23 protein-coding genes are annotated in these 25,323 nt (G+C 55.7%); 11 read left to right on the top strand and 12 right to left on the bottom strand.

What is annotated here, in order from left to right:
* Positions 1-65 precede the first annotated feature (65 nt).
* Complete coding sequence (locus IM313_RS16340) at positions 66-1,439, top strand: MFS transporter (RefSeq protein WP_192971765.1); 1,374 nt, start codon at positions 66-68, stop codon at positions 1,437-1,439.
* 50 nt (positions 1,440-1,489) lie between these two features.
* On the opposite strand, the gene htpX is transcribed toward IM313_RS16340, so the two are convergent.
* The 4 genes from htpX to IM313_RS16320 all read right to left on the bottom strand — a co-directional run bounded on the left by htpX (position 1,490) and on the right by IM313_RS16320 (position 5,913).
* Positions 1,490-2,371, bottom strand: a complete 882-nt coding sequence (gene htpX / locus IM313_RS16335; RefSeq protein ID WP_010432647.1) for a protease HtpX — start codon at positions 2,369-2,371, stop codon at positions 1,490-1,492.
* 193 nt (positions 2,372-2,564) lie between these two features.
* The gene (gene prc, locus IM313_RS16330) at positions 2,565-4,613 is read right to left on the bottom strand and encodes a carboxy terminal-processing peptidase (RefSeq protein WP_028013542.1); all 2,049 of its coding nucleotides are present in this window, start codon (positions 4,611-4,613) and stop codon (positions 2,565-2,567) included.
* A gap of 19 nt (positions 4,614-4,632) precedes the next feature.
* Positions 4,633-5,319, bottom strand: a complete 687-nt coding sequence (gene proQ, locus IM313_RS16325; protein ID WP_028013543.1) for an RNA chaperone ProQ — start codon at positions 5,317-5,319, stop codon at positions 4,633-4,635.
* A 96-nt stretch (positions 5,320-5,415) separates the two neighbouring features.
* Positions 5,416-5,913 carry a GAF domain-containing protein gene (locus tag IM313_RS16320; protein WP_008500476.1) on the bottom strand — a complete coding sequence of 166 codons (498 nt, stop codon included), beginning with the start codon at positions 5,911-5,913 and terminating at the stop codon, positions 5,416-5,418.
* Positions 5,914-6,045: 132 nt separating this feature from the next.
* Here IM313_RS16320 and yebS point away from each other — a divergent pair, with 132 nt between their 5' ends.
* The 4 genes from yebS to IM313_RS16300 all read left to right on the top strand — a co-directional run bounded on the left by yebS (position 6,046) and on the right by IM313_RS16300 (position 11,796).
* Complete coding sequence (gene yebS, locus IM313_RS16315; protein WP_041909475.1) at positions 6,046-7,329, top strand: membrane integrity lipid transport subunit YebS; 1,284 nt, start codon at positions 6,046-6,048, stop codon at positions 7,327-7,329.
* Positions 7,298-9,931, top strand: coding sequence for a PqiB family protein (locus IM313_RS16310; protein ID WP_192971764.1), 2,634 nt, complete (start codon positions 7,298-7,300; stop codon positions 9,929-9,931). The genes yebS and IM313_RS16310 overlap by 32 nt, the downstream gene beginning before the upstream one ends.
* Positions 9,932-10,002: 71 nt before the next feature.
* Positions 10,003-11,451: a 16S rRNA (cytosine(1407)-C(5))-methyltransferase RsmF gene (gene rsmF, locus IM313_RS16305; RefSeq protein ID WP_203435474.1), complete on the top strand. Its 1,449-nt coding sequence runs from the start codon at positions 10,003-10,005 to the stop codon at positions 11,449-11,451.
* Positions 11,452-11,556: 105 nt separating this feature from the next.
* Positions 11,557-11,796, top strand: coding sequence for a YebV family protein (locus IM313_RS16300; RefSeq protein ID WP_008500472.1), 240 nt, complete (start codon positions 11,557-11,559; stop codon positions 11,794-11,796).
* Between the two features lie 34 nt (positions 11,797-11,830).
* On the opposite strand, the gene pphA is transcribed toward IM313_RS16300, so the two are convergent.
* Entirely contained in the window at positions 11,831-12,475 is a 645-nt protein-coding gene (gene pphA / locus IM313_RS16295; RefSeq protein ID WP_192971762.1) for a protein-serine/threonine phosphatase, read from the bottom strand.
* A gap of 168 nt (positions 12,476-12,643) precedes the next feature.
* On the opposite strand from pphA, the gene IM313_RS16290 reads away from it, so the two are divergent.
* Positions 12,644-13,585 (top strand): VirK/YbjX family protein, encoded by a 942-nt coding sequence (locus IM313_RS16290; protein ID WP_192971761.1) that lies wholly within the window; start codon positions 12,644-12,646, stop codon positions 13,583-13,585.
* Between the two features lie 172 nt (positions 13,586-13,757).
* On the top strand, positions 13,758-14,633 hold the full coding sequence (locus IM313_RS16285; protein ID WP_192971795.1) for a benzoate transporter: 876 nt from the start codon (positions 13,758-13,760) through the stop codon (positions 14,631-14,633).
* 440 nt (positions 14,634-15,073) lie between these two features.
* Here the strand turns inward: IM313_RS16285 and IM313_RS16280 are convergent, their stop codons facing one another.
* From IM313_RS16280 to yobA, 3 genes are read right to left on the bottom strand one after another with little or no spacing between them, the layout of a single operon-like run.
* Entirely contained in the window at positions 15,074-15,412 is a 339-nt protein-coding gene (locus IM313_RS16280; RefSeq protein ID WP_192971760.1) for a YebY family protein, read from the bottom strand.
* 16 nt (positions 15,413-15,428) lie between these two features.
* Positions 15,429-16,298: a copper homeostasis membrane protein CopD gene (gene copD / locus IM313_RS16275; protein WP_192971759.1), complete on the bottom strand. Its 870-nt coding sequence runs from the start codon at positions 16,296-16,298 to the stop codon at positions 15,429-15,431.
* Between the two features lies 1 nt (position 16,299).
* On the bottom strand, positions 16,300-16,671 hold the full coding sequence (gene yobA / locus IM313_RS16270) for a CopC domain-containing protein YobA (protein WP_045260311.1): 372 nt from the start codon (positions 16,669-16,671) through the stop codon (positions 16,300-16,302).
* A gap of 136 nt (positions 16,672-16,807) precedes the next feature.
* Here yobA and IM313_RS16265 point away from each other — a divergent pair, with 136 nt between their 5' ends.
* The 3 genes from IM313_RS16265 (at position 16,808) to exoX (ending at position 18,486) form a co-directional block, all read left to right on the top strand.
* Positions 16,808-17,038: a DNA polymerase III subunit theta gene (locus IM313_RS16265; protein ID WP_008500465.1), complete on the top strand. Its 231-nt coding sequence runs from the start codon at positions 16,808-16,810 to the stop codon at positions 17,036-17,038.
* Positions 17,039-17,148: 110 nt separating this feature from the next.
* Complete coding sequence (locus tag IM313_RS16260) at positions 17,149-17,799, top strand: carbon-nitrogen hydrolase family protein (protein ID WP_192971758.1); 651 nt, start codon at positions 17,149-17,151, stop codon at positions 17,797-17,799.
* Positions 17,800-17,823: 24 nt separating this feature from the next.
* On the top strand, positions 17,824-18,486 hold the full coding sequence (gene exoX, locus IM313_RS16255) for an exodeoxyribonuclease X (protein WP_192971757.1): 663 nt from the start codon (positions 17,824-17,826) through the stop codon (positions 18,484-18,486).
* Here exoX and ptrB read toward each other — a convergent pair.
* Both ptrB and IM313_RS16245 read right to left on the bottom strand, forming a co-directional pair.
* A complete protein-coding gene (gene ptrB, locus IM313_RS16250; protein WP_045260313.1) occupies positions 18,483-20,543 on the bottom strand; it encodes an oligopeptidase B in 2,061 nt (686 codons plus the stop codon). The two genes, exoX and ptrB, sit on opposite strands and share 4 nt — an antisense overlap.
* Before the next feature lie 85 nt (positions 20,544-20,628).
* Positions 20,629-21,279 (bottom strand): tellurite resistance TerB family protein, encoded by a 651-nt coding sequence (locus IM313_RS16245; protein WP_192971756.1) that lies wholly within the window; start codon positions 21,277-21,279, stop codon positions 20,629-20,631.
* Positions 21,280-21,449: 170 nt separating this feature from the next.
* Between IM313_RS16245 and purT the strand changes: the two genes are divergently transcribed.
* The gene (purT, locus tag IM313_RS16240) at positions 21,450-22,628 is read left to right on the top strand and encodes a formate-dependent phosphoribosylglycinamide formyltransferase (protein ID WP_045260315.1); all 1,179 of its coding nucleotides are present in this window, start codon (positions 21,450-21,452) and stop codon (positions 22,626-22,628) included.
* A gap of 42 nt (positions 22,629-22,670) precedes the next feature.
* Here purT and kdgA read toward each other — a convergent pair whose 3' ends face one another.
* Together kdgA and edd are read right to left on the bottom strand one after the other, a co-directional pair.
* Complete coding sequence (kdgA, locus tag IM313_RS16235) at positions 22,671-23,312, bottom strand: bifunctional 4-hydroxy-2-oxoglutarate aldolase/2-dehydro-3-deoxy-phosphogluconate aldolase (protein ID WP_014884307.1); 642 nt, start codon at positions 23,310-23,312, stop codon at positions 22,671-22,673.
* Between the two features lie 39 nt (positions 23,313-23,351).
* A complete protein-coding gene (gene edd / locus IM313_RS16230; RefSeq protein WP_041909456.1) occupies positions 23,352-25,163 on the bottom strand; it encodes a phosphogluconate dehydratase in 1,812 nt (603 codons plus the stop codon).
* Between the last annotated feature and the right edge of the window lie 160 nt (positions 25,164-25,323).

Below are 25,323 nucleotides of genomic sequence, written 5' to 3'. Positions count from 1 at the left end.
AACGGTGTTAACGATGCTAAAATAGTTACCCTGAGAATAATTTCACTCTGAGCTATTTATCCCCGATGGAAAAGAACCTTTCCGATGGCCTGCCTTTGCCCCAGCGGTATGGCGCTATCGCTACGATTATTATTGGTATCTCAATGGCCGTTCTTGACGGCGCGATTGCGAACGTTGCCCTTCCCACCATTGCCACCGATCTGCATGCTTCCCCGGCCAGTTCGATATGGATTGTTAACGCCTATCAGATTGCGATTGTGGTTTCCCTGCTCTCCTTTTCTTTTCTGGGCGATATGTTCGGCTACCGTCGGGTATATCAGTGCGGGCTGGTGGTATTTACCTTTACATCACTGCTGTGCGCCCTTTCGGACTCTCTGCATACGCTGACGCTGGCGCGCATCGCGCAAGGTTTTGGCGGCGCGGCGCTGATGAGCGTCAATACGGCGCTAATCCGCTTAATCTATCCGCACCGCCATCTGGGCCGCGGCATGGGGATAAATTCGTTTATTGTCGCGGTCTCTTCTGCCGCCGGGCCAACGATTGCAGCGGCCATTCTTTCTGTCGCCTCGTGGCAGTGGCTGTTCGCCATAAACGTGCCGCTGGGTATCGTAGCCATCTTCTTTGCCCTGCGATTTCTCCCTGCTAACGGCCCGAAAAACACCATGCCGCGCTTTGACGTAGCAAGCGCGGTGATGAATGCGCTCACCTTTGGTCTGCTGATTACCGCCCTGAGCGGTTTTGCGCAGGGTCAATCCCTGATGCTAACCGCCGTGGAGCTTGTTGCCCTGCTGGTGACGGGCTTCTTCTTTGTTCGCCGCCAGCTTGCCCTGCCGGTGCCCTTACTGCCGGTCGATCTGCTGCGTATTCCCCTCTTTTCGCTTTCCATCTGCACCTCCGTCTGCTCATTCTGCGCCCAGATGCTGGCTCTGGTTTCTCTGCCCTTCTTCCTGCAAAGCGTGATAGGACGTTCCGAAGTGGAGACCGGGCTGCTGTTAACCCCCTGGCCGCTGGCGACGATGGTGATGGCCCCCCTGGCAGGTTATTTAATAGAACGTGTACATGCCGGTTTGTTGGGCGCGGTGGGGCTGGCCGTGATGGCAACAGGTCTTTTCGCGCTGGCGCTGCTTCCATCATCGCCAGGGGATCTGGACATCATCTGGCGCATGATTCTGTGCGGAGCCGGGTTTGGCCTGTTTCAGTCCCCCAACAACCACACCATTATTACCTCTGCGCCGCGCCACCGCAGCGGAGGTGCCAGCGGCATGCTGGGGACCGCGCGTCTGCTGGGGCAAAGCACCGGTGCGGCGCTGGTTGCCCTGATGTTTAACCTTGCCGGGCAAAACGGCAACCACGTTGCGCTTATCACCGCAGGTGCGCTTGCCACCCTTGCAGCCATCGTCAGCGGGTTGCGCGTGACCCAACCCGGCGCTCAGGCATAAAAAAAGCCGGGCGGAGTCTTCTCCTGCCCGGCTTATTTAAGCGCTTAGCGTTACTTCAGGTATTCTCCACTGCGCAGCGCTTCAATACGTTTATCCAGCGGTGGGTGAGACATAAACAGCTCGCTCAGCGACTTTGATTTGCCGTTGATGCAGAAGGCCATCATGCTGTTCGCTTCCTGCGGCTCGTAGCTGGTTTTCAGACGCTGCAGGGCGGCAATCATCTTTTCACGCCCTACCAGCTTCGCTGAACCGGCATCCGCATGGAACTCACGGTGACGGGAGAACCACATGGTGATAATGCTGGCCAGAATACCGAACACCAGTTCCAGCACCATCGATACGGCGAAGTAGATCAGCGGATTACCGTTGCTCTCTTCACCTTCATCACGGTTGCCGCCCATGAAGCCAGCCGCAATCTGCGCCAGGATACGGGAGATGAAGATAACGAAGGTGTTCACCACACCCTGAATCAGGGTCATGGTCACCATGTCACCGTTGGCGATATGGCTGATTTCGTGCGCGATAACCGCTTCGGCTTCATCACGGCTCATGTTCTGCAACAACCCGGTGCTCACGGCAACCAGCGACGCATCACGACGGGCACCCGTAGCAAACGCGTTAATATCCGGGGCATGGTAAATAGCAACCTGCGGCATCGCAATGCCTGCCTGCTTAGACTGCTGTGCCACCGTATTCATCAGCCACTGTTCCATGTCGTTACGCGGCTGTTCAATCACTTCACCGCCTACGGATTTCAGCGCCATCCACTTTGACATCAGCAGGGAAATGAAAGAGCCACCAAAACCAAACAGCAGCGCCATAATCAACAGACCCTGAACGCTGCTCGACTGAATTCCCGTCAGGCTTAGCACTAGCCCGAAAACCACCATCACCGCCAGGTTGGTGAGCAGGAAGAGCGCGATTCGCATCATAATTTTCTTTTAACCTCAGTTTAACAAAACGCACTATGCGATTACCCACATCGTATGGGTATTACGGCTATTTTCAAGCATCCGGTGGGCGTAAGTCACCAGAAAGACACAACTTTACACAATTGGAAATCAGCCTGACGGAAGGATGCAGAACAAAAAGAAACAGGCACAATTTCTTGTGCCTGTTGGGAGATTATTTTGCCGGAGCGGGCTGTACGGCAGGCTTCTCTTTTTCCAGATTCGCCAGGTCGAGCGCGATATGCACCGTCTCGTCCAGGTACGGATCCGGCTCCTGGTAATCTTTTGGCAGATCGTCCAGTTTCTTGAGCAGAGGCTTACCTTCTCGCTTGAAGCGATCGTTGATACGCGCCAGACGCGTTGCGTCGTCCTCGTTGTTCTCTTTTTCACGCTGAGCGTAGTTCAGAGAAACAATATTCCGCTTATCTTTCAGGGCATTGAAACGCGCAATGTCCTTCATGATGTACTGGAATTCCGGATCTTTCGCGATGCGTTCATTATGCGCTTTCAGCAGCTCAGGGCCAAACTGCGTCATATCACCCGCCTTCACGAATGTCGCAGCATTGATGCTGTCCCACGGCAACGCGTTATCTTCAAACTTCTCGCCGGTTTCGGTCTCTTCCGTGCCGGTCGGCATCATGATATCCGGCGTTACGCCTTTACGCTGCGTACTGCCGCCGTTAACGCGGTAGAACTTCTGAATGGTGTACTGAACGGAGCCCAGCGCAGGCCATTCCGGACGCAGCATCTGATCGTAAATACGGTTCAGCGAGCGATACTGCTGAACAGTACCTTTGCCGAAGGTGGGCTCACCCACGATTAGCGCGCGGCCATAGTCCTGCATTGCAGCGGCAAAGATTTCAGATGCGGACGCGCTGAAGCGGTCAACCAGGACCACCAGCGGGCCTTTGTAATAGACCACACCGTCGTTATCAGCATCTTCACGAACTTTACCGTTGTTATCGCGCACCTGTACAACCGGGCCAGACGGGATAAACAGGCCTGAGAGCGACACCGCTTCGGTCAGCGCACCGCCACCGTTCGTGCGCAGGTCGATAATGACGCTGCTCACGTTCTGCTTCTCAAGTTTCTGCAGCTGAACTTTTACATCGTCGGTCAGCCCCACGTAGAAGCCAGGGATATCCAGGACACCCACCTTCTCTTTACCCACGGTTTTCACCGACATTTTCACCGCGCGGTCTTCCAGACGGATACGCTCGCGGGTCAGGGTCACGATACGGGTTTTGGTGCCTTTACCGGCAGGCAGAATTTCCAGACGAACTTTGCTGCCTTTCGGACCTTTGATCAGCGCAACCACATCGTCCAGACGCCAGCCAATGACATCAACCATGCTCTGACCGGTTTGTCCTACCCCCACAATGCGATCGCCTACGCTTATCGCTTTGCTTTTGGATGCCGGGCCGCCCGCGACCATGGAGTTGATCACCGTGTAGTCATCATCCATTTGCAGTACCGCGCCAATACCTTCCAGAGACAGGCTCATCTCAGTATTGAACTGTTCGGTATTGCGTGGAGAGAGATAGTTGGTGTGCGGATCGATTTCGTGCGCAAAGGCGGTCATCGCCAGTGAGAAAACATCTTCACTGTTGGTCTGCGCCAGACGGCGAATGGCAAATTTGTAACGACGCGTCAGCGTGTCGCGGATCTCTTTTTCATCTTTGCCGGTCAGCTTGAGGCTCAGCTCGTCGTATTTGACCTTTCCATCCCACAGCGCGTTCAGCTCGGCTTCGTCTTTCGGCCAGGGCGCTTTGCTGCGATCGAGATTAAAGGTATCGTTGCCGGTGAAGTCCATTGGACGTTCCAGCACTTTCAGCGCGTACTGATAGCGTTCAAAGCGGCGCTTCTGCGACAGGTTGTAGAGATCGTAGAACAGATCCAGCTTGCCTGACCGCAGCTCATCACCCACCTCGGATTTGCGCTTAGCGAACTGCTCGACATCGCTGGCGAGCAAAACGTTATGGCTGTAATCCAGCAAGTTCAGATAGCGGTCAAAGATTTTGGCCGAAAAGGCCTGATCGAGATCGAACTGACGATAGTGCGAGCGGGTAAAGCGAGAGGTTACACGCTCGCTTACCGTCGCGTGCTGCGTCTCTTCCTTGAGTACCGGAATTTGATCAACACGCGTGATATCGTCCACTGCGAAAGCGTGACCTGTTATGGCAAACAGGCCCGCCAGCGCGGTGAGCTTAAAAAAAGTGTTCATGCCAGGCTTGGCCTCCGTTTCAGAACAACAAGTGTTCTGCGCGTACAATCATTGACATACCAGAAGTCAGCTGTACACGAACGCCATCTTTGGTGATTTCCAGTACGGTGGCGTCCATTGCGTTGTTGCCCGCTTTTACTTTCAGAGCCTGACCCACGCTCAGGGCGTTAATGTCAGAAACCGGAGTATGGCGCTGCTCTTCACGAGGCGCACGAGGGGCTTTCGCTGCTGGTTTGTCTGCACGCGGTTTGCGATCGTTATTGTCGTGACGACGCGGCGCAGGACGTGGTTTACGCTCACGACGAGGCGCTTCTTCCTGGCCGTTTGCCGCTGCGGCTTCGCGTTTTTTCGCCTGCTGTTCTGCACGTTGTGCCTGAACGCGTGCTTTGGCTTCTTCCAGCTGCTTGCGCGCGTGTTCTACGTGCTGCTCGTCCAGCTCGCCGCAAGGGTTGCCGTCGAGATCCACGCGGGTCGCGCCCGGTTTGATACCGTACAGGTAACGCCAGCTCGAAGTATAAAGACGTAAGGCAGAACGCAGCTGAGTTTTGCTGAGGTTCATTTCCCCTTCAACACGCGCTACCAGATCCTGAAAAATACCGACTTTCAGGGGACGTGCTTCACCTTCCGCGCTGAAGCACTGAGGGAAACGCTCGGCCAGAAATGCGATAACTTCTTTACTGCTATTCAACTTAGGTTGATTTTCCATGAAATTTCCTGATTACAACGGACGTTGCCAACAAGCGCAGGCATGAACAGGCGTCATTATAATGACGCTATCAGTAAATGCTACGTTATCCGTTGATTATCCTGCGACGCTCGCAAAGAATTTTTGATAATCGGTTGCAGCGAGGACGTTTTCCAGATTCGCCACCAGCTCGCGCAGCCCCTGTTCGTCCTCGGTTGTAAAGCGACTGAAGACCGTACTGTCGATATCCAGAACGCCAATAATCTGATTTTTTACCACCAGCGGCAGAACGATCTCTGAATTGCTGGCAGCATCACAGGCGATATGCCCGTCAAAGGCATGAACATCTTCCACGCGCTGAACCTGATTCTCGGCCACCGCGGTACCGCATACGCCGCGCCCTACCGGAATACGCACGCAGGCCAGTTTGCCCTGAAACGGACCCAGCACCAGCGTTTCACCTTCCAGGAGATAAAAGCCAGCCCAGTTCACATCGGATAGCCGTTCGAACAGCAATGCGCTAGTATTTGCCAGAGTGGCTAAGAAGCTGGTTTCACCTGCCATCAATGCCTTAAAATCGCGGTTCAGATCCGCGTAGAATTCTGTTTTGTTCATTATTCAATCACTTAGTTGTCTTACAAAATTACCGCATAGCCTATTAAAATAAGCAATAAATGCGCTCATGCTCAAGATGAATCCGTTCATGAGTTAATATAACGTTCAACAATACTTATTTGCGCGCAGCTGATGGCCTTAAAAACAACCAAAATTACGCCGACAAAAAAGATAACTGTCCATACGGTAAGCGACGCTTTGCCTCGTGCACATTATCAGCGTTGCCCCCAGTGCGATACGCTTTTTATGTTGCCGAAGATGAAATCGCACCAAAGCGCCTTTTGTCCCCGCTGCGACGCTAAAATTCGTGACGGCCGCGACTGGTCGTTAACCCGCCTTGCCGCTATGGCCGTTACCATGCTGCTGCTGATGCCTTTCGCCTGGACCGAACCGCTTCTGAAGCTTTACCTGCTTGGTGTGCGCATTGACGCTAACGTGCTGCAGGGTATCTGGCAGATGACGAGCCAGGGCGATCCTCTCACCGCCGCCATGGTACTGTTCTGCGTTGTCGGCGCGCCGCTGGTGCTGGTTGCAGCCATTGCCTACCTGTGGTTTGGTAACATCCTGGGAATGAACCTGCGTCCGGTATTGCTGATGCTGGAAAAGCTTAAAGAGTGGGTCATGCTGGATATCTATCTGGTGGGCGTGGGCGTGGCATCAATCAAGGTGCAGGACTATGCCTTTCTGCAGCCGGGCGTCGGGCTTTTTGCCTTTATCTGCCTGGTATTGCTCAGCATCCTGACACTGATCCACCTGAACGTTGAGCAGCTTTGGGAGCGTTTTTACCCGCAGCGCCCTGCCACCCGCCCGGATGAAAACCTCCGCGTCTGTCTGGGATGCCATTACACCGGGTTGCCCGACAAGCGTGGACGCTGCCCGCGCTGCCACATACCGTTGAGGTTACGACGCAACAACAGCCTGCAAAAATGCTGGGCGGCGCTGATTGCCTCCCTGGTGTTTCTGTTCCCGGCCAATATGCTGCCGATATCCATTATTTACGTGAACGGTGGCCGTCAGGAAGATACTATCCTCTCCGGTATTATCTCCCTTGCACACAGTAACGTTGGGGTGGCGGCCATCGTCTTTATTGCCAGTATCCTGGTTCCCTTTACCAAAGTGGTGGTGATGTTTACCCTGCTCGTCAGCATTCACTTTAAGTGTGAACAAGGTTTACGTACCCGTATTCTGCTTCTGCGATTCGTCACCTGGATTGGCCGCTGGTCAATGCTGGATCTGTTTGTGATTTCGCTGATGATGTCGCTGATCAATCGCGACCAGCTTCTTGCTTTTACTATGGGACCCGCGGCTTTTTATTTCGGCTCTGCGGTGATATTGACTATTCTTGCTGTGGAATGGCTGGATAGCCGCTTACTTTGGGATGCACATGAGTCAGGAAACCCCCGCTTCGCCGACTGAAGCGAGAATTAAAACTAAACGCCGCATTTCGCCATTCTGGTTGCTGCCCGTCATCGCCCTGATGATTGCAGGCTGGCTTATCTGGACGAGCTATGAAGATCGCGGCAGTACCGTCACCATTGATTTTCAGACCGCCGACGGCATCGTCGCCGGACGAACCCCCGTTCGTTTTCAGGGGGTAGAAGTCGGTACGGTTCAGGACATCTCCCTTGGAAAAGGGCTTAACAAGATTCAGGTGCGGGTCAGTATTAAATCTGACATGCAGGATGCTCTTCGCAGCGAAACGCAGTTCTGGCTGGTGACGCCGAAAGCCTCCCTGGCCGGCGTGTCCGGGCTGGATGCGCTGGTTGGCGGCAACTACATCGGCATGATGCCGGGCAAAGGTGAACCGCAGGATCACTTTGTCGCGCTGGATACGCAGCCGAAATACCGCCTCAATAACGGCGATCTGATGATCCATCTTCAGGCACCGGATTTGGGCTCGCTGAACAGCGGCTCGCTGGTCTACTTCCGCAAGATTCCGGTTGGCCGCGTGTACGATTACAGCATCAACCCGAATAAACAGGGCGTCACCATTGATGTGCTGATCGAGCGTCGTTTCACCAATCTGGTGAAAAAAGGCAGCCGCTTCTGGAACGTTTCCGGCGTCGATGCCGACCTCAGCCTGAGCGGTGCAAAAGTAAAGCTTGAGAGTCTGGCCGCCCTGGTTAACGGTGCCATTGCCTTTGACTCCCCGGAAAACTCAAGCCCTGCCACGGCCGATGACACGTTCGGTTTATACCCGGATCTGGCGCACAGCCAGCGTGGCGTGATCGTTAAGCTCGTTCTGCCTGATGCCAAAGGGCTGAAAGCGGGGTCAACGCCGCTGATGTACCAGGGACTGCAGGTCGGCCAGCTCACCAAAATGACGCTCAACCCTGGCGGTTCGTTCACGGGCGAAATGACGGTCGATCCGAGCGTGGTCGATCTCCTGCGCGAGAAAACGCGCATCGAGATGCGCAGCCCTAAACTCTCTCTGAACGATGCCAGCCTCAGCACGCTGCTGACCGGAAATACCTTTGAACTGATCCCCGGTGAAGGTCAGCCCAGCAATAGCTTCGTCATTGCCCCGGCGGATAAAGCGCTGCTGCAAAAACCGGGCGTCGTGACGGTTACGCTCAATGCGCCTGAAAGTTACGGCATTGAGGCCGGTCAGCCGCTGATTCTGCACGGCGTACAGGTGGGTCAGGTGCTGGAGCGAACGCTCTCCGAAAATGGCGTGAGCTTCTCGGTAGCTATCGATCCGCAATACAGCAACCTCGTCCATGGCGACAGTAAGTTCGTGGTGAACAGCCGCGTCGACGTGAAGGTGGGTCTGGACGGCGTGGAGTTCCTCGGCGCCAGCGCCAGCGAATGGGTTAACGGCGGTATTCGCATTTTGCCGGGCAATAAAGGCGCCGTTCGAGACAGCTACCCGCTGTACGCCAACCTGGACAAAGCGATTGAAAACAGCCTGAGCGATATGCCAACCACGACCCTGACCTTAAGCGCCGAGACGCTGCCTGACGTTCAGGCGGGCTCCGTGGTGCTCTACCGCAAGTTTGAGGTTGGGGAGGTGATCGCCGTTCGCCCGCGTGCGGACGCGTTTGATATCGAACTGCATATCAAGCCCGAGTACCGCAAGCTGCTGACCCCAAACAGCGTCTTCTGGGCCGAGGGCGGCGCGAAGGTGCAGCTTAACGGCAACGGCCTGACCGTGCAGGCCTCCCCGCTCTCGCGCGCGCTGCGCGGGGCGATCAGCTTCGATAACCTCAGCGGCGCGGGCGCGAACCTGCGTAAAGGCGATAAGCGCATTCTCTTCCCATCCGAAACCGCCGCGCGTGCCGTGGGTGGGCAGATTACCCTGCATGCGTTCGATGCCGGCAAGCTGGCGGAGGGCATGCCAATTCGCTACCTGGGCATTGATATCGGGCAGATCCAGAAGCTGACGCTCATCACCTCGCGCAACGAGGTGCAGGCCACCGCCGTGCTTTATCCGGAATATGTGCAGACCTTCGCCCGCTCGGGTTCCCGCTTCTCGGTGGTAACCCCGCAGATTTCGGCCGCGGGCGTTGAGCATCTCGACACCATTCTGCAGCCTTACATCAACGTCGAACCCGGTCAGGGCAAAGCCCGTCGTGATTTCGAGCTGCAGGAAGCTACCATTACCGACTCGCGCTACCTTGGCGGCCTGAGCATTGTGGTGGAAGTGCCGGAAGCGGGCTCGCTTGGCATCGGTACGCCGGTGCTGTTCCGCGGCATTGAGGTGGGTACGGTAACGGGCCTCACGCTCGGCACGCTCTCCGACCGCGTGATGGTGGCGCTACGCATCAGCGAGCGTTACCAGCATCTGGTGCGTAATAACTCGGTGTTCTGGCTGGCATCCGGCTATTCGCTGGACTTCGGCCTGACGGGTGGCGTGGTGAAAACCGGTACCTTCAACCAGTTCATCCGCGGCGGTATTGCGTTTGCCACCCCGCCGGGAACGCCGCTGGCGCCGAAAGCGCAGCCGGGTAAACACTTCCTGCTGCTGGAAAGCGAACCGAAAGAGTGGCGCGAATGGGGAACGGCCCTGCCGCGTTAATCTGACAGGCTCCGGTGTCAACGCACCGGAGCCTTTATGTTACACTGCGCACCTGAACTTTTCCCTGTGGTGTGCTCGTGGCTCAAAACTCCGTATTTCTTCCCGATCAATTCCTGGCGCAGATGCGCGAGGCGCTTCCCTCTCATCTGTCGCTGGACGATTTTATCGCCGCCTGTCAGCGTCCGTTACGCCGCAGCATTCGCGTCAACACCCTGAAAATCAGCGTCGAGGATTTTCTGGCCCTGGTTTCTCCGTACGGCTGGCAGCTTACGCCGGTTCCGTGGTGTGAAGAGGGATTCTGGATCGACCGCGATGACGAAGACGCGGTGCCGCTGGGAAGTACCGCAGAACATCTGAGCGGTCTGTTTTATATTCAGGAAGCGAGCTCGATGCTACCGGTTGCCGCCCTGTTCGCCGACGGCAACGCGCCTGAACGCGTGATGGATGTCGCCGCCGCGCCCGGTTCGAAAACCACGCAGATTGCCGCGCGCATGGGCAACCGCGGAGCAATCCTCGCCAACGAATTTTCCGCCAGCCGCGTGAAGGTGTTGCATGCCAATATCAGCCGCTGCGGTATTCATAATGTCGCTCTTACGCACTTCGACGGTCGCGTCTTTGGTGCCGCCCTGCCGGAAATGTTTGATGCCATCCTGCTGGACGCCCCCTGCTCCGGTGAAGGGGTAGTGCGTAAAGATCCCGATGCGTTAAAGAACTGGTCCGTGGAGAGCAATCTTGAGATCGCCGCCACGCAGCGGGAGCTGATCGACAGCGCGTTCCACGCCCTGCGCCCCGGCGGCACGCTGGTCTATTCAACGTGCACCTTGAACCGGGATGAAAACGAAGACGTCTGCCTGTGGCTGAAAGCGCAATACCCGGATGCGGTCGAGTTCCTGCCGCTCAACGATCTGTTTTCCTCGGCACAGGAGGCGGTCACGCCGGAAGGTTTCCTCCACGTGTTCCCGCAGATTTACGACTGCGAAGGGTTCTTTGTGGCGCGCCTGCGTAAAACGCAGGCGATTACTCCCCTGCCCGCCCCCAAATTCAAGGTCGGCAATTTCCCGTTTGCCCCCCTCAAAGGGCGCGATGCAGCACAGCTTGTCGCCGCCGCCGAAAAGGTTGGCCTGGTCTTGGATCAGAGCCTGCAACTCTGGGTGCGTGATAAAGAGGTATGGTTGTTCCCGGCAGAGATCGCACCGCTCATCGGAAAGGTCCGTTTTTCCCGAATCGGGATCCGCCTTGCGGAGGTGCATAATAAGGGCTATCGCTGGCAGCACGAGGCGGTCATCGCGCTTGCCGGACACGAGAATACGTTCGCCCTGACGCACCAGGAAGCTGAAGAGTGGTACCGTGGCCGCGATGTTTATCCTGACAGCTCGCCTTCCGCAGATGAAGTGGTAGTGACCTATCAGGGATTCCCGCTGGGGCTGGCCAAAAAGGTCGGTTCAAGGCTTAAAAACAGCTATCCACGCGAACTGGTCCGGGATGGCCGACTGTTTACCGGTAACGATCGCACCGCCTGAAAAAAGCGCATTTTTTTACTGGCGATTTTGCTCTCCTTGTCTACGATCAAAAATGGATGCCCATACTGGTCATACCAGATTTTGACAACCGACCCGGAGAGCACTATGACGAAAACCAGCGTGCGTATTGGCGCTTTTGAGATCGACGACGCAGAACTGCGCGGCGAAGCACAAGGCGATCGAACGTTAAGTATTCCCTGCAAATCCGACCCGGATTTGTGCATGCAGCTCGATGCATGGGATGCAGACACCAGCGTCCCGGCAATACTTGATGGCGAACACTCTGTCCTTTACCGTGAGCATTACGATAGTAAAACCGATGCCTGGGTCATGCGTCTTGCCTGACCTAAAGAGAACCCGCCCGAAGGCGGGTTATTTATTACTGCAGCTGCGCCAGCGTAAAGTAACCGTCAAAAACGGCCCCCGTATCAATGTAGTGCAGATTGTCAAAATCATACCTTCTGTCGACGGGCGTATGTCCGAACCAGAAGTGATCCGCCCCGCTAATTCCCTGCCCTTTGCCCACCATAAACCCCATCAGGCGGTCGCGATCCCATAACACGCGCTGGGCGCTTACCGGTTTTTCCCAGCGGTATTCCTCCGCCGGGTAATCAGCATGAGCAATAACGTTCACCCCGTTCGCGCAGGTAATTTCGATAATATGCGGTAACGCACGGCATGCGTTAAGTAACGAGCGCGCCCGCTGCTGCTCTTCATGCTCAAGCCGCGAAAACCACATTCCGCCATTCATTGTCCAGAGCGCAAAATCATTATTATCCAGGCTATCTATTGCCATTTGCTCATGATTGCCCCGCACTGCTCGAAACCATTTCTCATTGATGAGCTGCAATGATTTCACGCTGTCCGGACCACGATCGATCAGATCGCCAACGGAAATAAGTAAATCCTCATGAGGATTGAAATGACGGCGTTTCAGTTCCTCCATGAGCCTCTGGTAACAGCCGTGTATGTCGCTGACAACCCATACGTGACGCCACTCTCCACCTTCTATTCGCTGATACATAAGGCCTCCCTTTAACAGTATAGCCGCCGTCAAAAGCGCAAGAAGATCAGCGCAGCCCTTACAAAGTAAAACAAACGGTAAACCAAAGAGAAATAAAGATCCGCGCGCTCTTAATCCCTTTTTACTGGCTCCTTAGAATAAGGGGAGATAAAAACGAGAGGTCTTCACGTGTCTAATACACAGCTACATAACGATGTTTTCTATCCGCATCGCACGAATATTATTTCCGAGCTGGTGAACGGCAAACGCGTCCCGGGGCCAATCTGGCGGAAACGCGACTACCGACTGAAGTTCCTTTTACGTTCCCTGCTCTTTTGGTCTTCCACCCACCGTATGCTGGAAGCCCTCTCTGGCCGTGACGATTTCGACAAACTGCTGACATCGCAAATTACGTTGCCCAGCAAGACCCATCGGCAGTACCTGATGCGCGGTCTGACGGCAAACGATCGCGCCGACGCTATCGTTAACCATTACTACTGGATCGATCACCTGAAGGAGAGCCGTCTTGCCCAGGCTATGACCGGCGCGCAGGAACAACCTATCGCGCAGTTCCATGTCAAAGACGGCGTGACCTACACGGTTAATGCGTCCTCAGCTGGCAAAGCCGAGCGTGAAGGTGAGAGTACGCTCTGGCTGCGCGACAACGAGGATACGCTTCTTGCCAGCCTGACCTTTAGCGTCGCCCGCAGCAATGGCCAGCCCGTTGTGGTCATTGGCGGACTTCAGGGCCCCCGTCGCTGCGTGTCACGAGATGCCATTAAACTGGCAACTCGCGCCTGCCATGGCCTGTTTCCCAAGCGCGTGCTGATGGAGGTACTTTTCCAGCTGGCAGCGCAGTCATCTGTTCGGGCCATTTTTGCCGTCAGCGATGAGGGACACGTTTTCCGCGCGCTGCGCTATCGCCTCAGCAAAGGCCGTCATTTCCACGCCAGCTATGACGAATTCTGGGATTCTTTGGGTGGAAAAAAACTTTCCGCCTTCTGCTGGCAGCTGCCGCTGCAGATGGAGCGCAAATCCCTCAACGAGATAGCCAGTAAAAAACGCGCTGAATACCGTCGTCGCTTTGAACTGCTTGATGAAATTGAGGCGTCCGTTAAGTCCCATTTCTAATCGCGACAAGCGTTTTCGCTCTCAGCACAGAGAATGCACTCGGTTTGAGAAAGGAATGATAAAGCAGAGCACTCTTGCATATGCCAGGGGTGCTCAGTTAGCATTGCGCGAAATGAAAATAGCGAATGCGTTGGAAAAGCGCAGTGTAGACGCAAATTTAAGGACTTTGATGATGATTTACGACTGCTTCTTGTATTACGATGAAGATATGCTTCTTGATATCAGGCTAAATACGCTAGCGGACGTTATTGATCGGTTCGTTATCGTTGAGTCAACGCATACCTTTACCGGCAAAAAGCGGCAGCTTCACTTTGACATAAATAAATACGGTCCTTTTAAAGATAAAATTATTTATGTTGTGCATGATGAAACACCTCTCATGAAAGCCTCTGACGGCGGCGATCGGCATCAGGACGGTCTGGTGGTGGATGCATGGGCGAATGAAGCCGCGCAGAGAAATGCCATCATGCAGGGCCTCAAAAGTGCTAAAGATGATGATTTGATTTTAATTTCCGATGTGGACGAGATTTTTTCACCACAGGTTATCGGCTCTATCAACGCGAATAAACTCTGCACAACGCTTTATCAGAACTTTTATAATTATCAGTTTAATCTGCAGGTTTTTAATACAGATAACACCCCAAGAAAATGTAAACTGCCGAGAGCCACAAAATATAAAAACCTCGTTCATTTTTTTGGCGGCGAGCCTGAGTCTTTCAGAAATCTTAAACGCACCAGAAGCGTCAAAAACTGGTCCTGGCTTAAATGGAACTGGTTCAAACTTAACAATCGCATCATTGAAAATAGTGGCTGGCATTTCTCATGGGTTATGACCCCTGAACGCATATCAGAAAAAATGTCCACCATCTCCCACACGGAATACGATCTGCCTGAGTTCAACAACCCGGAACATATCATGAAGGTGATAAAAAACGCCGAAGATATCTGGGGACGAGACAGGAAGTTAATCAGGCAAGAGCTGTCGGCAGACAGTTTCCCCGAGTATATCGTTAACAACAAAGATAAATTCAGGGAATTCATTATTTAACTATCAGGCCGGGCCTTTACTTCACCGACGAAGATTCCACAGCGATCGCCAGGACACAATTTTTTAACAAAGATGCCAAAAAACCCTGGACGTACGCGGTCCTGAGTATGTTATGGTTTAGTCAGGATAGGGAACTGTCCAGCCATTCTCGGGGTTTTCGGTTCATAACCGAAGAAACCTTTGAGAAACATAGAGATAAAAAGAGACCGAATACGATTCCTGTATTCGGTCCAGGGAAATGGCTCTTGGGAGAGAGCCGTGCGCTAAAAGTTGGCATTAATGCAGGCTAAGTCGCCTTGCCTTTTAAGAATAGATGACGACGCCAGGTTTTCCAGTCCACAGCAAAAGTGGCCTGAAAAAAAGCGTCAGAGCATCATTAAAAGTGAAAAACCGCAGTGCTTTGGCGAGCATCTGCGGTTTTTTTATTGGAAACCTGAACGTCAGCAGAGCTTGTCAGCGCGCTCGATAAACGGTGCCAGGCTCATCTTCTGCCCCGGGTTGGCCGGGTCATCAATCTGAATCACGCTGACTGGCTGACCACTGCTCTTGCCGCTGGCGACCTGCTGCTCAGCGGTATCGTTGAGCGGGTACTGGACCAGCGTGCTCGGGTTGATCGCATACAGCGCATGGCCCGGACGGCAGGTCAGCATCACCTCTTCGCGATTAAAGGCCCATTTGTCTTTGCCCACTTCAAAGCGGCTTACGGTGATTACCTGCGGTGCCGCCAGAGCGCTTCCCGCGCAGACCAGCAATAAGAGAGAAAGTACTGTCTTTTTCATTTAATAGTTAACCTTGTCAGAAGGGTTCCCAGGTAGCAAACAGACTGACCGTTGCCAGAACCAGCGCGCCCAGCACCACCTCTGCCTGTGTCATCCTGATAAACATCTGTTGTGCGCGCCCGGAATCCGGACGGAACCGTGGCACCAGAAAATACCGATTTGCCAGCGCAATTGCCACCATCAACGCCACGAGAGCACATTTGAACAACAAAAACTGCACGTAGCCAGCCTGCCAGGGAATATGGATGCCCAGAATCAACAGCGCATTCACTACGCCGGTAAGCAGCACGCCTGCGACGGCATAATGCCCCACGCGCGAGAAACGCATCATGGTATAGATGGCCGCGTTCTGCCAGCGTCCTTTCGCCAGACGCATGCAAAACAGCAGCGGCAGCAACCCACCTACCCAGGTTGCGGCACACAGCAGGTGAACAGCATGATTGAGTCGCTGTATCGTTCCCATCGGGCCGTCGCTCATCGCCGCGTGCCCTACCCCTGCCAGCAGGATAAGCTGGCCCATGGCGAGCAGCAGCAGGCGCGAGCCTTTCAGCGGCGCGAGCCACGCGACGACAACGGTGATGGCAGCGAGGATAATTTGCCACAACCAGACGCCACCAAACTGCGTTCCCAGCACGCTGTACCAGATTTGCGGGTTAAACACATCGCCCCAGCCGTTGCCCATTAAGCCGCCCTGAAGCATAAACATCAGGATCGCAGCGGCCAGGCTGACGATGGATGCCACTCTCTGCTGGAGCTGGAAACGCCGGGCCATCAGGCGGTGCAGCCCGGAAGGCGCAAACCAGACGCTGTAAAGCGCGTTGCCAAAAACGAGCATTAGCGCCGCAAAATGGATAAAGCGCAATCCTACGTATAACAGTCCCAGCATGCTATTTCACGCTGAAGCGATAGCTGCCTTTGGTTTTATGGCCGTCGACGGAAACCACGTGCCAGTCCACCCGGTAAGCCCCCGGCGCCAGCGTCTGTTCCAGCGGAACGGTCAGCTGTGCTTTGTTCTTTTCGTCTCGCGTGGCGGTACCGGTTTTGATCACCTGCTTTTGCGCATCCGTCACCACGACGCCGCTAAATCCGGGCTCGATACCTTCGGAGAAATTCAGCGTCAGCACCTGCGGTGACGCCACCTGGCTGTCCGCTGCCGGGCTCTGCTGCTCAAGATGCGCATGCGCCAACACGGAGGGTGAGATTACCGTTGAGGCCAAAAAAACCAGTGCGCATACCGCGCGGGAAGCGGATAAACCCATCACAATCATTCCTTTTTGTTATGTCTGTATGCTAAAGAATAACGCTGTATAATAAACGAGTCGAGGATCATCCCGCTCTGCTTGTCATCGTCGCGCAATCGCGGTAACGTTGCCGCCGCAAAATAAGGAGAAGGTAATGAAGATCAATCTGGCCGCCCTTCCTCAGGACGAGATGGATAAAGTGAATGTCGATCTCGCTGCCGCTGGCGTCGCCTTTAAAGAGCGTTACAACATGCCCGTCGTGGCAGAAGTGGTGGAGCGAGAACAGCCCGCCCATCTTCGTGACTGGTTTCGCGAAAGGTTAATTGCCCACCGTCTCGCCTCGGTCAACCTCTCCCGCTTGCCGTACGAGCCGAAAGTTAAATAAGCTTAACGACTCGTTACACTTCCTTACGCGGAATCTGGCAGGATAAGAAAACCCTGATTAAATTAGGTGTACTCTTTAATCCCTGCGACTCTGTGTATAAGGAAGTCACGATGTCACATTGGAATATTGCGGCAGCCCAGTATGGCGGGCAGCATCACAGCGTAGATGACCATATTGCGCACCATCTCCACTTTATTGCCGAAGCAGCACTGCATCAGTGCGATTTGCTGGTTTTCCCGGAACTCTCATTAACCGGCCCGGGCGCGACGGCATTACCGCTTCCGCCCGAAGACGATCGACTACAGCCGTTGCTTGACGCCGCGCATTTTTACCGCATTACCCTCATTGCAGGGCTTCCCGTTGAACGAAACGGTCAGCGCCAGAAAGGCCTTGCGCTGTTTATCCCCTCTCGCGATCGTATTCTGCGTTACCCTCAGGGGAGCGGCGCCAGCCTGGTGCCGGGTGATAAACAACTCACGATTATAGATGGGCAAAGCGATTCACCGAATCTTGATCCGCAGGCAACACTCTTCACTAGCTGCCAGTCGGTGAGGGATTACCGCTGGCGACAGTCCATCAATACCCTGCAGCGCTTTGCGCACAGGTATGCCATCGCGGTATTAATGGCAAATGCCGGCGCGGGCAGCGCGTTATGGGATGAAAAAGGCCAGCTGATCGTTCGGGCAGATAAGGGTGAGCTCCTGTTGACCGGCACGCGCAACGGACAGGGTTGGCAAGGCGATATCATTCCTTTAGGCTAAGCGTTTTAAGCTCAGGAGATTTTCATGCTGCGCGTCATTGATACCGAAACTTGCGATCTTCAGGGCGGAATTGTGGAAGTGGCCTCGGTCGACGTGGTTGATGGAAAAATCGTCAACCCGATGAGCCATCTGGTGCGTCCCGATCGTCCTATTAGCCCACAGGCCATGGCTATCCATCGCATTACAGAATCAATGGTGGCGGATAAACCCTGGATAGAAGACGTTATCCCGCACTACTACGGCAGCCCATGGTACGTTGCCCACAACGCCAGCTTTGACCGTCGGGTACTCCCCGAAATGCCCGGGGAGTGGATTTGTACCATGAAGCTGGCGCGTCGCCTCTGGCCAGGGATCAAGTACAGCAATATGGCGCTGTATAAATCCCGCAAGCTCAGCGTCAGAACCCCTGAAGGGCTGCACCATCACCGCGCCCTGTATGACTGCTATATCACCGCTGCGCTGCTCATAGATATTATGAACACATCGGGCTGGACGCCGAATGATATGGCAACGATCACCGGACGCCCTGCGCTGCTGACGACGTTCACCTTCGGCAAATACCGCGGGAGAGCGGTATCGGATATTGCAGATAAAGATCCGGGCTATCTGCGCTGGCTGTATAACAACCTCGACAAAATGAGCCCGGAGCTGCGCTTAACCCTGAAACACTATCTGGGTGAAGCTTAACGCTGCACACGGCCTGGCAACGTATCCTGCGCCAGGCCTATCAAAAAGGCATACTCCAGGGCCACCCCTTCGTAGGATTTGAATCGACCCGATTTCCCCCCGTGCCCGGAGTCCATATCAGTACAGAGCAGCAGCAGGTTGTCATCGGTTTTCAGCTCCCGCAGCTTTGCTACCCATTTTGCCGGTTCCCAGTATTGCACCTGTGAATCGTGCAAACCGGTCGTCACCAGCATGTGCGGGTACGCTTTCGCTTCTACGTTGTCATACGGGCTGTACTCTTTCATATAGCGATAATAGGTTTCATCCTGCGGGTTGCCCCACTCCTCAAACTCTCCGGTTGTCAAAGGGATGGACTCATCGAGCATAGTGGTAACCACATCGACAAACGGGACCTGCGCAACAATGCCCTTAAAGCGATCGGGACGCTGATTGATGACCGCCCCCATCAGCATCCCCCCCGCGCTGCCGCCCATGCCGAAGCAAAGCTGAGGATCGCCATAGCCTTGCTCAATCAGCGCATCGCAGACGTCGAGATAGTCGTTGAAGGTGTTTTTCTTTTTCAGGAATTTCCCGTCTTCATACCAGTGCTGCCCCAGCTCGCCGCCGCCGCGAATATGGGCAATGGCGAAAACAAAGCCGCGGTCGAGCAGGCTTAATCTACTGCTGCTGAAGTCGGCATCCATGCTGGAGCCATAGGAGCCGTAGCCGTAGACCAGGATCGGATTTTTACCCTTCTGGAAATGCGCCTTGTGATAAACGAGCGAAACCGGCACCTCCACGCCATCGCGCGCGGTGACCCACAGGTGTTCGCTGCGGTAATTGTCGGAATCAAAGCCCTTCACTTCGGTTTGCTTAAGCACCTGGCGCTGTCCGGTATCCATATCCAGCTCAAAGAGCGTATCCGGCGTAGTCATCGACGAGTAGCCGTAGCGCAGCCGGGACGATTCAGGTTCCGGGTTAAAGCCGATCCACGTGACGTAGGCCGGATCGTCGAACGCAATCCCTATCACCTCACGCGTTTTACGGTTGATCTGCCGGATACTGGTCAGCCCCCGCTGGCGCTCCTCCACCACCAGCCAGTCGGTAAACAGCGTGAACCCTTCCAGCATCACCTGATCCCGCGCGGGAATGAGCACCTCCCACTTGCGCTCGTCGCGCACCTTGGTTTTGTACAGACCAAAGTTCTTGCCTTCACGATTCGAACGCAGATAAAAGCTGTGCTGGAAGTGATCCAGGCTGTACTCGTGGTCCTTGCGGCGCGGCAGGAAACAGAGCGGCTGGGCGTCAGGCAGTTCGGCATCCAGGAGCAGCACTTCCGAGGTGGTGGCGCTGGCGAGGAAGATAATCACATAGTGGCGCGAGGAGGTTTTATGCAGGCTGACATAAAACGTTTCGTCTTTCTCTTCATAGACCAGCTCGTCATCGGCTGAGTCCGTGCCTACGGTATGGCGCCACACCTGATAAGGCAGCAGCGTGGAGGCGTGCTTTTTAACGTAGTAGACCGTCTCGGAATCGTTCGCCCAGACAAAATCCGGGGAGACGTTTTCCAGCATTTCCGGATACCAGTTGCCGGTTTCCAGATTGCGAAAACGCAGGCCGTACTGGCGCCGGGAGAGATAATCCTCCGCCAGCGCCATGATGGTGTTGTCCGGGGAGATGGACATACCGCCCAGGGTATAAAACTCGCTGTGGGCGGCACGCTGGTTCGCATCCAGCAGAATGTCCCATTCATCCCACTCGGCGCTTAATACCGACTGTCGTTGATAGATGGGATACTCGTTGCCCGGCTCATAGATATGGCGATAGCGATAGCCGTTTTTGGTCCAGGGCGCGGAGATGTCGCGCTGGGGAATACGCTGCACCATTTCGTTCAGCAGCTGGTCCTGCAGCGCCTGCTGGCTGGCCATGACCCTGCGGCCATAGTCGTTTTCCTCGTGCAGGTAGTCGAGCACCTCTGGCCGGGAACGCGAATCGTCCCGCAGCCAGTAGTAGTTGTCTATGCGCGTATCGCCATGCGTGACGATCGCATAAGGAGTACGTCGGGCTTTCGGTGGCATGTCATCATTCTTTTAAGTTTTACACCCTATAAGGTTGGCAAAACCCGCGCATGATGCAAGCGAAACATGACCACGGGGGCGCGAGTTAGCCCTGTAGCGCCTGTTTTTGTTCCCCGATATCTTTTTCTATCCCCTCGCGCACGTCCTGAGGGATCTTCAGCGCGTCGCCGAGGGCGTTAAGGTAGCCACGCTCCATAAAGTGATCGATATCTATGGCGGCACAGCTGAGAAAATAGAGTTCCAGCGCCTCTTCCTCATTTTTCACGCTCAGTGCCAGACGCTGCGGATCGAGCGGCTGTTCAATGGCCTGCGCCACCAGCGTTCTGCCCTGTTCTTCAACACCCGCCTCGCGCAGCTGCTGTTCGATAGCCGCTCTTTCATTATCATCAATATGCCCGTCGCTTTTGGCGGCAAACACCAGCGCCAGGATGAGCCGCTCCGTGCGCAGATCCAGCGGAGAAGTATGCTCCCCATAGTGAGGTTCATCGCGGTGCGCCGCTCGCACCCTGTCCTTATATTTGTTCCACAGCACGGTGCCGGCGATAGCGCCGCCCCCGGCCAGCAGCGCGCCGGTACCGTACTTCGCCAGCAGCTTGCGTGAGGATTTATTGGCAACCAGCAGCCCTGCCAGCCCACCGAGCGCCCCCGGTACCAGAAGTTTGCTCAGCCCCTGCTCGCCGGAACCAGACGTTTTCTGCCCTAACATGGATTGCAGTTGATTTAACCAGCCTGACATGGTTTCCCTCGCTTAACGGTTAACATGTTCTCCAGCGTAAGCGAGCAGGCGTCAGGAAATGTCCATCAAGCCTAAAGAAGCGCAAATTTCTGGTCTGCCCTTTTGCCGTGCGCAAGACAGACGCAAACGTTTTCGTTTATACTGCGCGCATCTTTTTCAGGGGGAATGTTATGACTCGTTTAGGAACCGCGCTGCGACCTGCGGCGACGCGCGTAATGCTGTTGGGATCGGGCGAACTGGGTAAAGAAGTCGCCATTGAGTGTCAGCGTTTAGGGGTGGAGGTGATTGCCGTAGACCGCTACGCCGACGCGCCCGCCATGCACGTCGCCCATCGTTCTTATGTGATTAACATGCTGGACGGTGATGCCCTGCGCACGCTCATTGCACGGGAGAAACCGGATTTTGTCGTGCCGGAAATTGAAGCTATCGCAACCGATACGCTGATCGCCCTTGAGCAGGAAGGCCAGCGCGTGGTGCCCTGCGCGAAAGCCGCAAAGCTGACCATGAACCGTGAAGGCATTCGCCGCCTGGCGGCGGAGGAGCTGGGGCTGCCTACTTCAAGCTACCGTTTTGCGGGTGACAAAGCCGCATTCCTGCAGGCCGTTGAAGAGATTGGCTACCCGTGCATCATTAAGCCGGTGATGAGCTCTTCCGGAAAAGGTCAGAGCTTTATTCGCGACAGCAGCGCGCTGGACAGCGCGTGGGATTATGCGCAACAGGGTGGCCGTGCCGGTGCCGGTCGCGTGATCGTCGAAGGCGTGGTGAAGTTTGATTTCGAAATCACTCTGCTCACCGTCAGTGCCGTGGACGGCGTCCATTTCTGCGACCCGATTGGCCACCGCCAGGAAGATGGCGATTATCGTGAATCCTGGCAGCCGCAGCAGATGAGCGACCTGGCGCTGGAGCGTGCCCGGGAGATTGCCCGTAAGACCGTTCTGGCCCTGGGCGGTTATGGCCTGTTCGGCGTGGAGCTGTTCGTCTGCGGAGACGAAGTGATCTTCAGCGAAGTCTCCCCTCGCCCGCACGACACCGGTATGGTCACGCTCATTTCGCAGGATCTATCGGAGTTCGCCCTGCACGTGCGCGCCTTCCTCGGCCTGCCGGTTGGCGGCATCCGCCAGTACTGCCCGGCGGCGTCTGCGGTGATCCTTCCGCAGTTGACCAGCCAGAATGTGACGTTTGATAACGTCGAAGGCGCGGTGGGCGCAGGCCTGCAGGTCCGTCTGTTCGGCAAGCCGGAGATCGACGGTACGCGTCGTCTGGGCGTGGCGTTAGCCACCGGGGATAACGTTGGCGAGGCCGTAGCAAGAGCAAAAGCAGCGGCTGCGAACGTTCAGGTAGCAGGATAAAAAAAACGGGCCGAAAGGCCCGTTTTTCATGCTGCATATGGCTTACTGCTTCGCGCCTTCAACCGCTTCACGAGCCAGTTTCGTGATGCGATCCCAGTCACCCGCTTCCAGCGCATCCGCCGGAACCAGCCATGAGCCGCCGATGCACAGCACGCTTTTCAGCGCCAGGTAGTCGCGGTAGTTAGCCGGGGAGATACCGCCCGTCGGGCAGAAGCGTACCTGAGAGAAGGGACCCGCAATTGCCTGCAGCGCTTTGGTGCCGCCATTCGCTTCCGCCGGGAAGAATTTGAACTCTTTCAGACCGTAGTCCATGCCCAGCATCAGTTCAGAAACGGTGCTGATGCCCGGGATCAAGGGAATGGTGCCTTCGGTCGCGGCCTTCAGCAGCGGCTCGGTCAGGCCCGGGCTGATGGCAAACTGTGCGCCGGCTTCGGTCACTTCCGCCAGCTGCTGCGCGTTGAGAACGGTACCCGCACCGATGATGGCGTCCGGCACTTCTTTAGCGATGGCACGGATGGCATCCATCGCGCAGGCGGTACGCAGGGTCACTTCCAGAACGCGAACGCCCCCCGCAACCAGCGCTTTCGCCATTGGCACAGCGTGCTCCAGCTTGTTTACCACGATAACCGGCACGACAGGGCCAGTGGTCAGGATTGCTTCTGCACTTGTTTTCCAGTTTTTCATCAGAGTTCTCTCTCGCCAGATCGTTAAAATCAAGTCGTCTTAAAACGTAATACAGGTTGCGCCCTGCTCCGCACCGGAGAGCTTCTCACGCAGCGCGCTGAACATTTCGCGTCCGGTCCCCACGCGCGATGCGCTCAGGTCAGGAATATGGGGCTGACGTGCCGCCAGCTCCGCGTCATCCACCAGCAGGGTTAACTCGCCAGTCTGGCCGTTCACGCGGATCATGTCGCCGTCGCGCACTTTCGCCAGCAAGCCGCCGTCGTAGGCTTCAGGCGTGACGTGGATGGCGGAAGGCACTTTGCCGGATGCGCCTGACAGGCGGCCATCGGTCACTAACGCAATTTTGAAACGGCGGTCCAATAATACACCAAGTGGTGGCATAAGTTTATGTAATTCTGGCATGCCGTTCGCTTTTGGCCCCTGATGACGCACGACCACCACGCAGTCTTTATCCAGCAGACCGGCGTCGAAGGCAGGCAACACGTCGTGCTGGCTTTCAAACACTACCGCCGGGGCCTCGATAACCTGGTTCTCTTCCGGCACGGCAGAGGTTTTCATCACCGCGCGGCCAAGGTTGCCGCTCAGCACTTTGGTACCGCCGTGGTGGGAGAACGGTTTGTCGATAGTGGCAATCACCTGCGGATCAAGAGACGCGGTTGCCCCGTCGCGCCAGTCCAGCTCGCCGTTGTTCAGCCACGGCTCCTGGGTGTAGCGCTGCAGACCAAATCCGGCTACGGTGTTCACGTCTTCATGCAGCAGACCGCCTTTCAGCAACTCGCGCATCAGCAGCGGCACGCCGCCCGCAGCCTGGAAGTGGTTGATGTCCGCCGGCCCGTTCGGGTACAGACGCGCCATCAGCGGTACCACGGAGGAGATGTCGGAGAAGTCATCCCAGTTAATCAGGATACCCGCCGCGCGCGCCATGGCCACCAGGTGCATGGTGTGGTTAGTTGAACCGCCGGTTGCCAGCAGGGCGACGATACCGTTGACGATCACTTTTTCGTCGACCATTTTGCCCATCGGCATCCATTCATTGCCGTTTCCTGTCAGGCGCGTCACCTGACGGGCCGCGGCCTCGGTCAGCGCCTGGCGCAGCGGCGCGTCCGGCTGGATGAAGGACGAGCCCGGAAGCTGCATCCCCATAAACTCCACCACCATCTGGTTGGTGTTGGCCGTGCCGTAGAACGTACAGGTGCCCGGCGCATGGTAGGACGCGGCTTCGGCTTCCAGCAGCGCCTGACGATCGGCTTTGCCTTCCGCATACAGCTGGCGGATACGCACTTTTTCTTTATTCGGCAGACCGCTGGCCATCGGGCCGGACGGCACGAAAATCGCAGGCAGATGACCAAACGACAGCGCCGCCATCACCAGGCCCGGGACGATTTTGTCGCACACGCCGAGATACAGCGCGCCATCAAACATGTTGTGTGACAGGCCCACCGCCGCAGACATCGCAATCACTTCGCGGCTCAGCAGCGACAGCTCCATACCATCCTGCCCCTGCGTCACGCCGTCGCACATGGCCGGGACGCCCCCTGCCACCTGCCCGACCGCGTTCACGCTGTGCAGCGCTTTACGAATGATGTTGGGATAGACCTCATACGGCTGATGCGCGGAGAGCATATCGTTATAGGACGTGATAATAGCGATATTGTTACGCAACATGCTTTTCAGTGAGGCTTTGTCATCAGGCTGGCAGGCAGCGAAGCCGTGGGCCAGGTTACCGCAGGCCAGCTGGGAGCGGTGAACGGTGTTGCTTTTCGCCTGTTCAATGCGGGCGAGGTAGGCCGAACGGGTCTCTTTCGAGCGCTCGATAATGCGTTGTGTTACGCGTAACAATACAGGATTCATAAAAGCTCCTTTAATTTATCTGTCCGGGCTCGGGAGTTTACAAAGTCGCTGGCGGTTGTTAACAACGCTGAAACGCTTGCTGTCCGGAGCTCAGGGGCAAAATCACTTCCGGCAGTGTAATAAAAAAAGCCCCGCGGGTGAATCCACGCGGAGCTTAAAA

This window comes from Enterobacter cloacae complex sp. P2B (assembly GCF_014895985.1).
Classification (GTDB): Bacteria; Pseudomonadota; Gammaproteobacteria; order Enterobacterales; family Enterobacteriaceae; genus Enterobacter; species Enterobacter bugandensis.
This window is presented reverse-complemented; position numbering and strand designations above follow the sequence as displayed.